Here is a 15207-nt window from a genome sequence, read left to right on the forward strand (position 1 = left end):
ATACAAAGAGAACACATAATACACATGGATAGTATTTTAGTGGTTGATGACAACCATGCTATATGCAGCGCACTGACGTTGATGTTAGACATCCATGGCTATCGAGCATTGAGCTGTGAAACGCCAGAGCAAGCCTTAGATATTGTATCTAAACAAGATATTAGTCTTGTTATTCAAGACATGAACTTTACTCAAGATACGACTTCTGGCGAAGAAGGTAAGCAGCTGTTTTATACCTTACGCCAGCAGCAGCCCAATTTACCGATTATTTTAATGACGGCGTGGACACAATTAGAAACCGCCGTTGAATTGGTTAAAGCAGGCGCTGCCGATTACATGGGCAAGCCCTGGGATGACGCCAAGCTGCTCACCAGCATCAATAATCTGTTGTCGATTTATCACCTTTCTAAGCAAAATAATCAACTGACCCGCGTGGACTCTGATCGCATGAGTGCCATCAACAATGCTGACTTGTGCGGTATGGTATTTGGCAGCGGTGTAATGCAGCGCTGTATTGATTTAGCATTACAAGTGGCCAAGTCTGATGTGTCCGTGATGATTACAGGCCCTAATGGTGCAGGTAAAGATAAAATTGCTGATATATTACAAGCCAACTCATTATTAAGTCATAAGCCATTTATTAAAGTGAACATTGGCGCATTGCCAATGGACTTATTAGAGGCAGAATTGTTTGGCGCTGAAGCTGGCGCGTTCACTGGTGCAAACAAAGTTCGCATAGGCCGTTTTGAAGCCGCTGACGGCGGCACACTATTTTTAGATGAGATTGGTAACTTGCCGTTATCTGGGCAGGTGAAACTATTACGCGTGCTGCAAACTGGTGAATTTGAACGTCTTGGAAGTCATCAAACTCGAAGAGTGAATGTCCGCGTGATCAGCGCAACCAATGCAGACTTAGCAGATGATATTGCCAATGGCTTGTTTAGAGAAGATTTATTCTACCGCTTAAACGTGATTGAGCTGCCATTAGCACCACTTAATCAGCGCGTGGATGATATTTTACCGTTAGCACTGCATTTTGTTGGTGAAGGGTTTAGCTTTGATAAACCTGCTCAGCAAGCATTATTATCACACCCGTGGTCTGGCAATGTCAGAGAACTTGAAAACGTCTGCAAAAGGGCGGTTTTACTGACACAAAATGCCGTATTAACCAGCGCTGATTTAGGGCTGACATCTGTAATCGTCAATACTACAGTTCAAGAGATTACGCCTGTATCAACTAAGAATATGCCAGTATCTGAACCCGATAAGTTGCAAATTGAACAAGCGCTTATCGCTCATAATGGTGTGATTGCGAGGGTGGCTAAGTCTTTAGGTTTAAGCCGCCAAGCACTTTATCGCCGTATGGATAAATACGGCCTTTCTGCTAAGTAGCCCATGGCGATAACTTTATTAAATGCGAATAAAAGTGAACATAGATAATGAAAAATACGCTGCAACTTCGAAGTAAGTTAGTGCTTGGTAATCTTTTAAGCCTGGCCGTCAGCGGACTATGTGGTTGGAGTATTTGGTTTTCATTTGGCCCTGAACAATTATGGCTGGCGATTGTCATTAGTGCGGGAATTTGTTTCTTAATCAGTATGTGGCTTACTCAAACGTTGAGCGATAGTTTAAGTGCATTAGAAGTGGGTTTACTCAACTTTAAAGATAATGAATTTAGCGTATCGTTACATGGCTATGGCGAACCACAATTAGACGCCATTGCAGAGCTGTATAACCAAGCATCGCAAAAGCTGCGTAATGAAAGGCAGTTCATCTATCAACGTGAATTGATGCTCGATAAAGTTATTCAAAACTCACCCAACATTATGTTGCTGGTGGATGACAATCAACGAATTATCTATGCCAATGACGCTGCAAGACACTTATTTAACCAAGGTGTACGCATTGAAGGTATGTTGTTATCTGATTTGATTGCAGAGCTACCTCATGCGCTTAAGCAAGCACTCGATAGCGAGCATGAAGGGCTATTTTCAATTGATGGTGACAACCCAAATAGTAGTGATGATGACGTTGAGACCTGGCATATCTCACGGGGCAAGTTTAGCCAAAACAATCAACAACACCATTTAATATTACTCAAGCAGCTGACCAAAGAACTTAATCGCCAAGAAGTGGCGGTGTGGAAGAAGGTTATCCGCATTATCAGCCATGAATTGAACAACTCAGTAGCACCTATAGCGTCTATGGTGAATTCAGGAAGAGTGTTAACCAAGGACGTTAATAACGACAAGCTTGAGTTGATATTCGACACCATCGAAAACCGTACGGCACATTTAAGCCAATTTATCTCTCATTATGCAGAGTTTGCCAAATTACCCTTACCTCGAAAAACCGTTGTCAATTGGGATAACTTAATTGAGCAATTAGCTGAGCAATACGCTTTTAAATTGAATTCAGATTTACCAACAATGGCAATTGAATTAGATTGCGTTCAGCTTGAACAAGTACTGATTAACTTACTTAAAAATGCCCATGAATCGGGAGCAGATAAAGATAAAGTCAGCTTAAGCTTTCAACAGGTAAATCATCCTCTAGCAGGCATTATTATCACTATCGAAGATAATGGTAGCGGTATGTCGAGTGAAGTGCTGTCTCAAGCGTTATTACCGTTTTATTCAACTAAACAGTCAGGTACCGGAATTGGCCTGCCTTTATGTCGTGAAATAGTAGAAGCTCACGGCGGTCATATTACCATGCAAAATCGTGCACAAGGTGGACTTAGCGTTAAGTTGTGGCTGCCAAAAGAATCGGTTATTTAAAAATAGAAGACTAAAGGAATAGATTGCAAATGAAACTGGCACAGTTAAATATCGCAAAATGTAAATACCCACTAGAAGCTCCAGAGATGAAAGACTTTGTTGATAATCTTGATGAGGTCAATGGCATTGCGGAGGCGAGTTTAGGTTTTGTATGGCGACTGCAAGATGAGTCTGGAGATGCCACCCAAATTCAAGTATTCGATGATCCGAGCTTGATTGTCAATATGTCCGTTTGGGAAGATGTTGAATCGCTAAAAAACTTTATGTTTCGCACCCATCATCGCGATTTTATGCGCCGAAAAGGCGAGTGGTTTGAACGCTTATCTGAAGACAGTTATGTTTTGTGGTGGGTCGCTGAAGGGCATACTCCTGATGTTCACGAAGCAAAAGAAAGGTTAATGCACTTAAGAGAAAATGGTGACTCGGCATACGCTTTTACGTTTAAAAGTAACTTTACCGAAAGCGATATAGCCTGATTTTAGGACTAAAACTAAAAGCCAATTTTTGCACTAAGCACTCGTTTCTAAGTACTCGTTTCTAAGCACTCGTTTCTAAGTAATGACTAACTCGCGGATAATGCCTTTACTGAACCAAGATTGTAATGTCTGCAGCACCATCATAGGTGCGGCCTGTTCATCGTACCAATTCAGCATTGCCTCACATTGATGGGCAAAATCATTTCCTTCAATAAAACCTGTTAATAGCACGTATTGGCTTTGATTTAATGATTCAAATTGAGTCAACCTTTCACTGTTACGCCATAAAGCCCAATACCTTTGTTGTTGATAATATGGGGCGTCAGGAGCCGTTTCAGCTTTAAGTGCTTGCCAGCTTTCTACAGCGTTACTTTTGCAGCTAAACATTTGTAAGCTTGGGTGAAAGCGTAAACTGCAATCAGGCCATAACTCAGGTGCTAAAGTCTGCAAATCTGTGAAGTCAGCTCGAGTAGACTCAGCGCCATCAAAAGCAGCGAGTAACAAACGCTCAAATTGGGCAATATCAGCTAAAATAGGATATTGGCAAAAGAAGTCATCTGTGCGCAAAAACGCTGGTAAATTATCGCAAAACTGTCGCAGAGATGTTGCTGAAGAGGGGTGAGCGTCGAGATATTCTATGGCTAGCTTATCAAATAGTTCATCACCTAAATATTGGCCTAAAATCTGATGATCCGTTTCCATGGTTTCTTTCAGACGAATTCGATATGCATTGGCATAGATTTGTAGTCGATGGTCTGCAGAAATCCCTTTTTGATCCGAAACCCGCTCCCTGATATCAACAAGGTTATTATCGCTTTTGGCTGATAATAAATATTGCATAAACGCTTGTTGGGTTTGTCTTAGTTGACTCATACAGCCACCTTTTTACTGGGTAACTGATAAGGATCCTGAATAAGATCTTCATTAGTACTCATTGGCGATATCGCTCCCATTGGGGCGAGTGATGATTGGCTTAATGCAGGATGTCCAGGCAAGGTGAGTTCAGCGATTTTCTGCGCCTCTAGCAGCTCTTGGTATAGCACTGGAAAATCTGGAATATTGGCATCTCGTTCAATCATGGTGCTGATGGGGCCAAAGCGCTCAAGCGCTGCTTGATATAATGTCCACACACTGGGCGGCACATCGTGGTCGTGAGTATCAATCACATATTCGCCGTAGTCTGAGTGGCCTGCTAAATGAAATTGTTGTACACGACGAGGATCAATTTTGTTTAAGTAATCTAGTGGGTTAAAAAAATGGTTTCGAGCACTGACGTAAATATTGTTGATATCCAGCAAAATAAGGCAATCAGCTTCTTCTGCAACTTGTGATAAAAAGTCCCATTCATCCATGGTTGAGTCTTTATATGATAGGTAACTGGATACGTTTTCAAGTAGCAGCCTTCTGCCCAAAACGTCTTGGGCTATTTTCACTCGCTCAGCCACATGTTTAACAGTTTCTTCTGTGTAGGGCAAAGGTAATAAATCATGACTGTTAACGCCATGAATTGACGTCCAGCAAATATGATCGGAGATCCATTTAGGATTAATGTCATTACTGAGTTTTTTAAGAGATTTAAGGTAGTCCATATCCAATGGGTCAGTACTGCCAATTGACATTGATACGCCGTGCATGACTACCGGATATTGCTCTGCGATTGCCTCTAAATAGTATCGAGGTTTACCCCCAGCAACTAAGTAGTTTTCAGATAAGACTTCAAACCAATCAATAGCAGGTTGGTGTTGCAAAATATACTCGAAATGATCCGTGCGTAACCCTAAGCCAAAACCAATAAAGTCTTGTGTGATTTTCTGTTCTGACATTGGCTTACCTCTTATTGAACGCATCGCATTATGCGGGACGTTAATAGCTTGGCAATTAGGGGGATGAATCTTACCAAGCTATCACTTTTTACTTTTTTCACAGTAGCGAACACTTATTGGAATGTTCGCTCAAATGATCGCTAACCCGTTTTACCGCCGATGTCAGCACATGATTTAGCCGTTGTATTGACAAAACCTGAACCTTTACAGCTCGCTTTGCCACCACACGCATGATCAGCGCCTTTACAATCATTATGGCCTTTACATACGTTGACGCCGTAACAATGGACCAAATCTGCCTTCGTTATTTTACCAACCCAGTCATCTTTGACTTTACCGCCAACATCACCACAGGCCTTTGATGGCATAGCAACAAACCCAGTTCCTTCACAACTTGCTTGGCCTTTACAGGCATTATCAGCTGTACCGCAATCGTTGTGTCCTTTACAGACATTGACGTCATAACAGTGGACTAAATCGGTTTCACCCGCAGCTAAAGGTGCAGTATTAGATTCACCTGCCACTGCTTGACCTGATAACCCAGCCATTGCCATTGCAAGTGCTGCACCTGAAAGTGCTGTTTGTGCTTTCGTATTCATGATAGTTCCTTGCTTAAATTTGAACGTTCAAATGAATCAATATTATTGAGTGTTCAATTGAGTTGTAAGCTTAATTAGTGAGTAAGTAGACACTTACATGTGCTCCTACTAATTAAAAGATGCTGCTCTTAAAAGATACTGTCCGCGGTTATCTGTCTTAATAGCAGGTAACTATATTGACCGTGAGGGTGGCAGGGATATTTCAAATTAGTTGTGTGAGGTAAACAAAATGTTATAACTAAGCGTGACGAGAATAGCGTTTTACAGTTGATTTAAAACAATTTAAATTCAGTTTTATGTTAATGAAATAAATTTCTGATTTCAGCTAACTGAGCCTATTTATCACTTCATAAGCGGTTATTTTTAAGTCTAGACAATTGAAAAATTAAATCTAGGCAATTGACAATTTAAATCTAGAGAGTAGAAAAGTCCTTTTTAAAGCCACTAAAAAGTGATTTACTGTCGGCTAATTGTCCTCTGCAAGCTTGGAAGCATTAATGCAAACTCTACTTATCTGTTTATTTATCGCTATGTTATTACCTTATTTGGCTAAAGGCCCTGTGGCAGTTGCTATGGCAAAACTGGGCGGTTATGACAATGCTCACCCACGTTCGCAACAAGCACAGTTAACTGGGGTTGGTGCTAGAGCATTAGCTGGGCATCAGAATGCGTTTGAGTCATTGATTGTTTTTGGCATAAGTTGTCTTGTAGTGCTTGCTACCGATAATGTCACCCCACTAGTGTCGACCTTGGCTATCGTACATGTCATCGCAAGGGTTAGTTATCACTTACTTTATTTAAAAGGCATTGCCACTATGCGTTCACTGGCTTGGTTTGTCGGAATATTTAGTGCCTTTGGGATTTTCTTTCAAGCTTTTTAAATATGCTTGAATGAATAAAAAGCGCTTACCGTTTATATAAACGATAAGCGCTTTTTTTGTAGTGATTACTCTAGGCTAATTCATATCACTCTACTTTTAATAATTAGATTATATGACTTAGTTTTATCAATCAGTCTGTTATAAATCAGTCTGTTATAAATTAGTATGTTATAAACCAGTCTTATTTAAGTATGAGCTGCATAGTCTGTATAACCTTCAGCGTCTCCGCCATAGAGGGTTAATCTGGCATCTGCATCAAACTCTGTAAGTGCCATATTTTGCTTAAATCGCTGGACTAAATCGGGATTAGTCACGTAAGGCGTACCAAAGGCGACTAAGTCTACATAACCTTTTTCAAGCAAAGCCTGTGCACTTTGTTGAGTGAGTTTACCTGCAACCATTATCGGGTTTGGATAAATATCACGAATTTTCTGTCTAAAGCTATCAGTTGCTTCGGTGTAATCGCCGATGTTTTCGGAAAAATGCACATAGGCAAGCTTCATAGGAGCAAGTTGCTTCAGTAGCAGCTCCGTGACTTCAATAATATCGCTATCAACCTCTTTAAATCCTTCACCCACTAATGGTGATAAACGGATAGCCACTTTGTCAGCGCCAATGGCATCATTAACAGCATTGATCACCTCAAGTGGAAAACGTAGTCTATTTTGCTGGCTGCCGCCATATTCATCTTGGCGTTGGTTGCTTACAAAACGCATGAATTGATCCAGTAAATAGCCGTGAGCACCGTGAAGTTCTACACCATCAAATCCTGCTTCAATTGCATTACGTGCCGCTTGAACAAAATCAGCGGTGGTTTGCTCAATATCCTCATTGGTCATGGCTCTTGGAATTGACGTTTCAACCATGCCGAAACTTCCATCAGCCAAAGGACCGTAAACCTGATCCGGTTGTTTAATTGCTGATGGTGCTACTGGCTGCTGGCCAGCAATATCAGTGTGCGAACGTCGGCCGACATGCCATAGTTGCAAGAAAATCTTGCCGCCTTGTTTATGCACTGCTGTCGTCGTCTTTTTCCAACCTTCGATATGCTGTTGGCTATAAATTCCCGGTGTTAACGAGTAGCCACGTGCCACAGCTGAAATTGGCGTACCTTCAGCAATAATAAGTCCTGCCGAAGCGCGCTGCTGATAGTAGTTAGCCATTAAATCATTAGGTACATCACCTGGTTGAGTGGTACGTGAACGTGTCATTGGCGCCATGACGATACGATTGGCAAGTGTGCCGCTCGCCATTGGAAATTCTGAAAATAACATAACAATTCCTAATTCTTCTGAGCAGATGTGCTGTTAATAAGCACATCTCCACCTGTGTTAATAGTTTGCTTGCAAAGCAAACTAACTGTCTGACGGCATTGTGAAAACGGAGCTATGTATAACTTGGATAGTCAGTTAAGCCTTTTTCATCACCACCAAATAATGTCTCTGGATTATGACTTGCCCAAGCATGGCCATGTTTTATTCTTGCTGGTAAATCAGGGTTCGCTACAAAAGGTCGACCGAACGCAATCATGTCAGCAAGACCTGATTCAATAGCTGTAGTAGCTCTTTGACTTGTGTATTTTCCTGCATAAATTAACACGCCTTTAAAAGCCGCTCTGAGCGCTTGTTTAAACTCAATACTCATTACTGGGGCATCATCCCAGTCAGCTTCTGCGATATGGATATACGCAACATCATGTTGATTGAGTAACTTAGCTGCAGCGGTATAGGTGAGTTCAGGTGAAGCATCGACTGTACCGTTAAGTGTGGTCAAAGGCGCTAAGCGGACCCCAATTTTATCAGCGCCAATAGCGCTTGCCATTGCTGTGATCACTTCATCTAAAAAGCGTAAACGGTTGCTTAGTGAGTCACCATACTCATCAGTACGTAGGTTTGATTCAGAATCAATAAATTGGTTAATTAAATAACCATTAGCAGCATGCAACTCAATACCATCAAAGCCCGCTTTAACGGCATTGAGTGCGGCTTGTTTAAATTGTTCAACCACTTGTTGAATGTCCGCATGTGTCATTTCTCTTGGTTCAACGACGTCAACAAAACCTGGACCATTTTTACCATCATCGATGAATACTTTGACGTTTTCAGCTTTGATTGCTGATGACGATATTGGCTGCTGATTACCAATGTTTTCAGGGTGAGTGACCCTGCCAACATGCCAGAGTTGAGCAAACATAATGCCATGCTTAGCATGAACTGCATCAGTGACTTTTTTCCAGCCGGATAGTTGTTTATCTGAATAAATTCCGGGAGTCCAAGCATAGCCTTTAGCCATAGCAGAAATTTGGCTGCCTTCACCGATAATCAGCCCAGCACTGCTACGTTGAGCATAATAGGTTGCCATGATGTCAGTGGCGCTGTCATCTGTGTTATTGGCACGAGAGCGCGTCATTGGTGGCATGACAATTCGGTTAGCTAGCGTGAGTTTGCCGAGTTTAATGGGATTAAAAAGTGCAGTGGTCATGATAAGTCCTCAATGATTTGCGAATTGAGGCTATGTTAGCTAATCGGTTACGTTACAAAAATAGCAATTATTACAAATTACTTTTGTTAAAATTGCAAAAGTGTAGATTTGAATTTTCTTGCGACAAGATTACGCTTTCATGGAACGCCAAAACATCTCAAAGCTGGCTTCGCGGTGAGTTATATCGTGACCCCATTGAGGGTTGTCGGTGAAGTATCGAATCGCGGCGAGGTATTGGCCGTGACAATTTTCAAGCATCAATGCTAACGGAAAATTAGCTATGATATTAAGTTGTTGGCCTTTGGCGATAAGCTCAATAATAAAATGCAAAATGCTATTCATTGCTTGCGCTCTGATGGTGGCATCGATTTCTGAAGATAGTGAGAACTGCAAGAAAAAGCGCTGTTTTATCGGGTAAAGTAATGCCCAGTCGATAGCGTGTTGCCATAAGCTGTTGGCACTATGTTTGAGGGTCGCAGCGTTATTAACGTCGGCAGAAATAGAATGAGTCACGTTTAACTCAGCTGAGCCCGTGATCGTATTATCGTTCAGTTTTATGCTCACTTCGTCGGCTGCAAGTTTGGCCATCGATGCTGTGATTGAGTCCGCAAACTCTTGTTTAACAGATACAAATAGATGGTTTAACAGGGCTTCTTTAGAAGGAAAATGATGAAATAAGGTGCCAGTGGCGACACCTGACTTTTTGGCGATAGAGGCTGTAGAGGTGCCATGAAAACCTTGTTCAACAAACAGAATAAGTGCGGCGTCTAAAATCGCTTGTTTTTTATCCGTCTTACTCGACTTCGCTTTACTTTCCATTGGTGACCTTTACTTATTTCATTAACGATATAGTCAATGGAGATGCTGAAACGATCTAGCAATCTCCAGTTTCTATTTTAAACATTACTTACGTTGTATTTTTACGTAAAACACTAACTAGTTGTTATATCGTAAGATAACTTAGCGTAAAAACATTTTCATCAATAATGCTTGGATTTTTGTGCCGTAAGGTGGGTGGACAAATATCCCCGAGTTGAATTTACCGCTTTTTAACACTGTTTTAGCGTGACTAAAGGTTAAGAAGCCTTCTTTACCGTGATAGTGCCCCATACCTGAAGGTCCAATACCACCAAATGGTGCATCATCTGCTGCCACATGAAAAACGGTATCATTAATACACACTCCGCCAGAATGAGTGTTCTGAATGATGTGTTGCTGGGTCGCGTTATCAAAACTCATGACATAAAGCGCTAAAGGGCGCTCATTTTTATTGATGTAGCCAATGGCTTTATCAATATTTTGATAACTAATGATCGGCAATAATGGCCCGAAAATTTCTTCTTGCATGACAGTCATGTCATCAGTTGTAGATGTGATCAGCTGCGTCGGTAACTTACGCACATTGGCATCAATGGCATATTCTGCAGCGGGGTGAATTGTTGCGCCTTTTTGTTTGGCGTCTTCTAATACAGCGAGTAAACGCGAATACTGACGTTCATTGATAACATTGCCGTAATCTGGGTTATTGGCAAAATCTGGATACATCTTATTGAAACGTTTTTGATACTCGCTGATGAACGCATCGACTTTATCTTCAGGGCATAATATGTAATCTGGCGCGACACAGATTTGACCTGCGTTTAAACACTTACCATAGATTAATCGCTCAACAGCTGTTGGAATGTCAATATCAGGCGCGACGATAACAGGCGATTTACCACCGAGCTCTAATGTCACAGGCGTTAAGTTATCAGCAGCCGAACGCATAACGTGACGTCCCACTGTGGTTGAGCCAGTAAATAATAAATGATCGAATGGCAATGATGAGAACTGAGCAGCGATATCTGCTTCACCTTCTACAACAGCAACTTCATCTTGGGAAAATATATCGCTCAATAGAGCAATTAAAACCTGATTGGTGGCAGGGGTAAATTCTGACATTTTAAGCATCGCACGATTACCTGCTGCAATAGCGGTAATTAAAGGCCCTACCGCTAACATCACAGGGAAATTCCAAGGCACGATAATGCCTACAACACCCAATGGCTGGTAATGAACGGTGACAGAAGACGGAGCAAGTAATAAACCAGCATGACGTCTATCTGGTTTCATCCAAGACTTAAGGTGTTTAATCGAGTAATTAATATTATTAATACACGGCATAATGTCAGAAATCATGGTGTCATTGCCTGAACGATGACCATAATCAGTGGCTAATGCACTAACGAACTGTTCACTGTGCTCAAGTAATGCCGCTTTCAGCTTGTTAAGCTTTTCTATACGTGACTGATAGCTAGGTGCTGGCATAGAAAGGTATGCATTGCGTTGCTGCTCCAGTAAAAGCTGCAATGATGTTTGCTGATTGTCACTGACTGCCATATTCATAAATTCTCCTAGCATCAACCATGTTTCATGATTGCTGTTATGTATAAAATAAAACCGACTGATTAGTCGGTTTACTATGGGCTAGTATTGAATAAATAGCAAGTAGTTTGAAATTTGAGCTGTATCAAGGAGGTGATTATGGATTTACTCTACACTTTTATTAGTGGGTAAAATTGGATTGAAGTTAAGTGTTCAAATAAGTGTTCAAATAAGTGTTCAAATAAGTGCTCAAGTACGTGTTTAACTATGTTCCTAAGGTCAAACTAAGCCTGGGCAATAGTGCGATAAGTTGCTCATCCTTTAATCATTACCCATGTGGTCAGTGCAAAAATATTAAGTATAAATTAAAAAAAACTTGGTATATTCAATGAGAGTATCGTCGACCTGATAAAGGTTTAAGCAGTATCGGTAACCATGAGTTATCTGAACAATATAGATGAGTTATTTATTTGTTTTCAATCTGCAGGAGGAAATCATTATGCGTACACGTAATATTTTATGGCCAACAGACTTTTCTGAAACAGCATCCCATGCTTTACGTTATGCCATTGAAATGGCGAATTTATACCAAGTAGGGATCCGTATTCTACATGTGGTTGACCAGCCTTTAGGTGATGAAAATTACATGATCCTTGCGATTACCCCCGAAGAACTGGCTAAAAGCATGGAGCAAGCAGCCGCAGATAAAATGCGCAGTTTACTAGCTGAGCTTAAAACTGATCTGCCTGTTGAAACTGTGATCAGGCGCGGTGACGCAATTGAAGAAATTGTGTCAGAAGCCAATAGTGGTGATATTGGTATGGTGGTGATTGCCAGCCACGGAAGAACAGGTTTAGCTCATTTTTTACATGACAACGTTGCTGAAGAAGTGGCTAATCAAGCTGATTGCCCAGTATTAGTGGTCAAATAGTTAACTGAGCAGTTATTAGTGGTGCGGAACACTTAGATCATACACTGATAATCGTGCCTTTGATTAAAGGCTATTTTCAAGGTTTAGTTAGTGGAATGAGCTGTCAGGATATCACTGACAACTCATTTGATGACTAGCGCGTGTTGATCTTTCAAGGTTATTTTTACAGCGAATTTTTGGCGCACAAAACTCAACCAAAAAGATCAATACGCCCTAGCCTAAATCCAGTTACTCGAGTCATACTTAGTACGTGCCATTGCCTTTTCAGCAATAAAGTTTGCATCAAGTTGCTTTATATAAGGCAAGGTTAAGCTACCACTGGCTAATCCGAGTTTGAGATAGGCATAACCTTTTTTCTTTTGCGCCTTCGTTTGAATTATGGATACATGTTGGACTTTCTCGAAAGGGATTCTTTTCCAGTTACGACTGAAAAGCCCACTATGTTGCCATACGACATTATCTTCGATGACATAACCCCATTGTTTATATCTTAAATAGATTAACCCCATCACTAGGAAAGCTACCAACCAAAGTATCCCTGTGAAGATATCGAGCCCTTCAATTGCGGTTAACAGCGCCGCTGGGATAAACGCAATAAACCCACGTCTAGTGAACCAGGCAAACGCAATGCTTTGGTAGGTTTTGGGGATGCTATTACATCCTCCTGAAAGCTCAGGGATATGCTGTAATATCGTGCTTATTTCAGCGGTTTTTACAGTGGGGATCAACATATGTTGCGCCGCTTTTTGCTCGACCTCTTGGCCTTTTACTTGTTTTAGGTAAACCGTCCATACGCCAAAAAACCTAGCAAGAACCGGTTGGCTGAAATGTAATAACTGCACGCGTTTAATCGCTAAAGCATCTTGCTGATGCGATATCACGCCACCACTGCGCTGCAGAGTTTTCAGTCTTTTTTCCAGGCGATAGGGGTAGTATTTCAGCACAGCTGCAATAATAGAGATAAGAGAAAACAAGCTATAGATTAAAGCGAAAATGATGACTGCTGAGATAACTTGAAGGGTGAGATTTTCGCCACTAAAACTAACTATGTTTGTCCAGAGATATTGCACCAGCGGAATTTCAACAATGTCTTCCCATTTGATTTGCCCCAAGATGGGCCCGGCAATAACCGCGAGCCAAATTAAATTATTTTGATAAAAACCAAACTGGATTAGCTGCTTTAAATCTCGTTTGATAATAAGCCTTGTAGACTGTGATACTTGTGCGCTATCAAGGCGGTGAGCTTCTAGCGGATTGTCTTCAATTCTATTTTCATTGGCAGTGGTGCTATTGAGTTGACCAGTTTCGAATAGACCAGTTTCGAGTTGGTCTGCTCCAAGGTGCTCGTTTGAGCTTGATTGGAGTTGTAATAATTGCTGTTTTATTAAGTTTGCATCACTAGCATTCAGTGCTGCTAAATGAGCTTCATCTTCTTTTGAACCAGCAGTTTCGATGACTAAGGTGCCTAACTTTAATGGCTTAAAGTAAAAGGGCTGTTCATATCGAATATTTTGGATTTTATTGAATGGGATTTCGTCTTTGCGGGTAAACAATAACCCTCGTTTAATGTTGAGTTGTTGACCATTGAGTTTAAAGCGGTATTTACGCCATTGAATAACGGCAAATACAGACAACAAAATCATCAAAACGATGGCAGCTAGTAGCCCTAATTGTAAATCAAACCCATTTTTCCAGCCGGCAAAAACAATAGGGATAATGGCATAACCGTTGGATAAAATAGCTTTGGCGGTGCCAAAGCTAAAGCTGAGCATTGACCAAGGCGAAAGGGATTGCCATTGGCTAAAATCACCGTGACTTTTTTGTGGTTTATTGACTGAAGTCGCATCTTTAGACTCAGTCATCTTGCTTATCGCCTTGTGCTTTTTTTGAGCGAGTCTCAGAGGCTAAATCCACATCCACATCCACATCCACATCCACATCCACATCCACATCCACATCCACATCCACACCCTTATCTAGATCTTGATTCATAATGTCATGTTCACTTTCTATGACATTGTCATTTGGTGTTAAATGCTGGTTTGTTTGCTCTGTTTGTAGCGATGTGTCTGAGCTTTGTTTTGATTGGTACGCCGTGGCTTGATGCAATAAATGCTGCCTTAGGTGTTCAGCGGTATCAAATAATAATCCAGGTAAATAGATTTCGGCGGCGCCACTGCCGGCACTAAAGCATTTTAGCGTTGCCAGAGAAAACCTTCTTTGCAGTGGGTTTTGTGACAAACTGACATGTTGTAGACGAGTGAAAGGCAGGGTCGTTGTCGATATCCACCAGAGTCCTTTTCGAACAACAAGTTCATGTTCTAGCACGCCATAGCCAAGATTTTTAGCGGCTTTATGTTTCAGGCTTACCAAGCCTGCGCCTAATAAGCTTAATACGGTGAAAACGGTTAGTGAATGAGATATTCCTGCTTGGTTGTCGATATTCATGATGAACATAATGATTGCAATGATAACCACAACAAGCCCTGATGTTTGTATTGCGATTTGTTTTGGATAATTTTTATCAACAGCAGATAAGGATAAATCGCTATAGGGTTGCCACTGTGACTGGGTCAGCAATGTTTTATCTGTCGGCGTTTCTGCGTGCTCAGAACCTTGTTCAATTAGCTGCTGAGAAGTTGCTGCCGCAGTTGATGCATTACTTGATAAATCAGACGTTGAAGTCATTAATTGTCCTTATTGTGCCAATAGGCGATTGCGACTTTTAATCAGTGAAACTTAGCATTATATGTTTGTTAATCAAGCATGAATAATCGCTTATTGATATAGAATTAAATCTATAAAATGCTTTCTAATCAATACGCAATCTTATAGCTTATTGATATCTACGTATGGAAATTTATACCTAAAC

Annotated in this window: 14 protein-coding genes; 5 read left to right on the top strand and 9 right to left on the bottom strand. The window is 41.1% G+C overall.

Annotated elements, in window-relative coordinates:
* Positions 1-24: 24 nt before the first annotated feature.
* The 3 genes from L2737_RS04190 to L2737_RS04200 are packed head-to-tail and all read left to right on the top strand — an operon-like array spanning position 25 to position 3256.
* The gene (locus L2737_RS04190; protein WP_229368991.1) at positions 25-1392 is read left to right on the top strand and encodes a sigma-54-dependent transcriptional regulator; all 1368 of its coding nucleotides are present in this window, start codon (positions 25-27) and stop codon (positions 1390-1392) included.
* Positions 1393-1439: 47 nt separating this feature from the next.
* Entirely contained in the window at positions 1440-2780 is a 1341-nt protein-coding gene (locus tag L2737_RS04195) for an ATP-binding protein (RefSeq protein WP_248954896.1), read from the top strand.
* A 29-nt stretch (positions 2781-2809) separates the two neighbouring features.
* The gene (locus L2737_RS04200) at positions 2810-3256 is read left to right on the top strand and encodes a DUF3291 domain-containing protein (protein ID WP_248954897.1); all 447 of its coding nucleotides are present in this window, start codon (positions 2810-2812) and stop codon (positions 3254-3256) included.
* A gap of 75 nt (positions 3257-3331) precedes the next feature.
* On the opposite strand, the gene L2737_RS04205 is transcribed toward L2737_RS04200, so the two are convergent.
* From L2737_RS04205 to bufA2, 3 genes are all read right to left on the bottom strand, one after another.
* Complete coding sequence (locus L2737_RS04205) at positions 3332-4129, bottom strand: HvfC/BufC N-terminal domain-containing protein (protein ID WP_248954898.1); 798 nt, start codon at positions 4127-4129, stop codon at positions 3332-3334.
* Positions 4126-5079, bottom strand: coding sequence for an MNIO family bufferin maturase (bufB, locus tag L2737_RS04210; RefSeq protein ID WP_248954899.1), 954 nt, complete (start codon positions 5077-5079; stop codon positions 4126-4128). The genes L2737_RS04205 and bufB overlap by 4 nt, the downstream gene beginning before the upstream one ends.
* Before the next feature lie 140 nt (positions 5080-5219).
* Positions 5220-5678: a BufA2 family periplasmic bufferin-type metallophore gene (gene bufA2, locus L2737_RS04215; RefSeq protein WP_102526152.1), complete on the bottom strand. Its 459-nt coding sequence runs from the start codon at positions 5676-5678 to the stop codon at positions 5220-5222.
* A 497-nt stretch (positions 5679-6175) separates the two neighbouring features.
* On the opposite strand from bufA2, the gene L2737_RS04220 reads away from it, so the two are divergent.
* Positions 6176-6559 (top strand): MAPEG family protein, encoded by a 384-nt coding sequence (locus L2737_RS04220; RefSeq protein ID WP_102526153.1) that lies wholly within the window; start codon positions 6176-6178, stop codon positions 6557-6559.
* Positions 6560-6744: 185 nt separating this feature from the next.
* On the opposite strand, the gene L2737_RS04225 is transcribed toward L2737_RS04220, so the two are convergent.
* From L2737_RS04225 to L2737_RS04240, 4 genes are all read right to left on the bottom strand, one after another.
* The gene (locus L2737_RS04225; protein WP_248954900.1) at positions 6745-7833 is read right to left on the bottom strand and encodes an alkene reductase; all 1089 of its coding nucleotides are present in this window, start codon (positions 7831-7833) and stop codon (positions 6745-6747) included.
* Positions 7834-7945: 112 nt separating this feature from the next.
* Entirely contained in the window at positions 7946-9040 is a 1095-nt protein-coding gene (locus tag L2737_RS04230; RefSeq protein ID WP_248954901.1) for an alkene reductase, read from the bottom strand.
* A gap of 129 nt (positions 9041-9169) precedes the next feature.
* Positions 9170-9859, bottom strand: a complete 690-nt coding sequence (locus tag L2737_RS04235) for a TetR/AcrR family transcriptional regulator (RefSeq protein WP_102526156.1) — start codon at positions 9857-9859, stop codon at positions 9170-9172.
* 141 nt (positions 9860-10000) lie between these two features.
* Entirely contained in the window at positions 10001-11425 is a 1425-nt protein-coding gene (locus L2737_RS04240) for a coniferyl aldehyde dehydrogenase (RefSeq protein WP_102526157.1), read from the bottom strand.
* A gap of 478 nt (positions 11426-11903) precedes the next feature.
* Here L2737_RS04240 and L2737_RS04245 point away from each other — a divergent pair, with 478 nt between their 5' ends.
* Entirely contained in the window at positions 11904-12335 is a 432-nt protein-coding gene (locus L2737_RS04245) for a universal stress protein (protein ID WP_102526158.1), read from the top strand.
* A gap of 218 nt (positions 12336-12553) precedes the next feature.
* Here the strand turns inward: L2737_RS04245 and L2737_RS04250 are convergent, their stop codons facing one another.
* The gene (locus L2737_RS04250; protein ID WP_248954902.1) at positions 12554-14197 is read right to left on the bottom strand and encodes a PH domain-containing protein; all 1644 of its coding nucleotides are present in this window, start codon (positions 14195-14197) and stop codon (positions 12554-12556) included.
* On the bottom strand, positions 14190-15023 hold the full coding sequence (locus L2737_RS04255; protein WP_248954904.1) for a PH domain-containing protein: 834 nt from the start codon (positions 15021-15023) through the stop codon (positions 14190-14192). The genes L2737_RS04250 and L2737_RS04255 overlap by 8 nt, the downstream gene beginning before the upstream one ends.
* Between the last annotated feature and the right edge of the window lie 184 nt (positions 15024-15207).

The organism is Shewanella electrodiphila, assembly GCF_023283985.1.
Taxonomy (GTDB): domain Bacteria; phylum Pseudomonadota; class Gammaproteobacteria; order Enterobacterales; family Shewanellaceae; genus Shewanella; species Shewanella electrodiphila.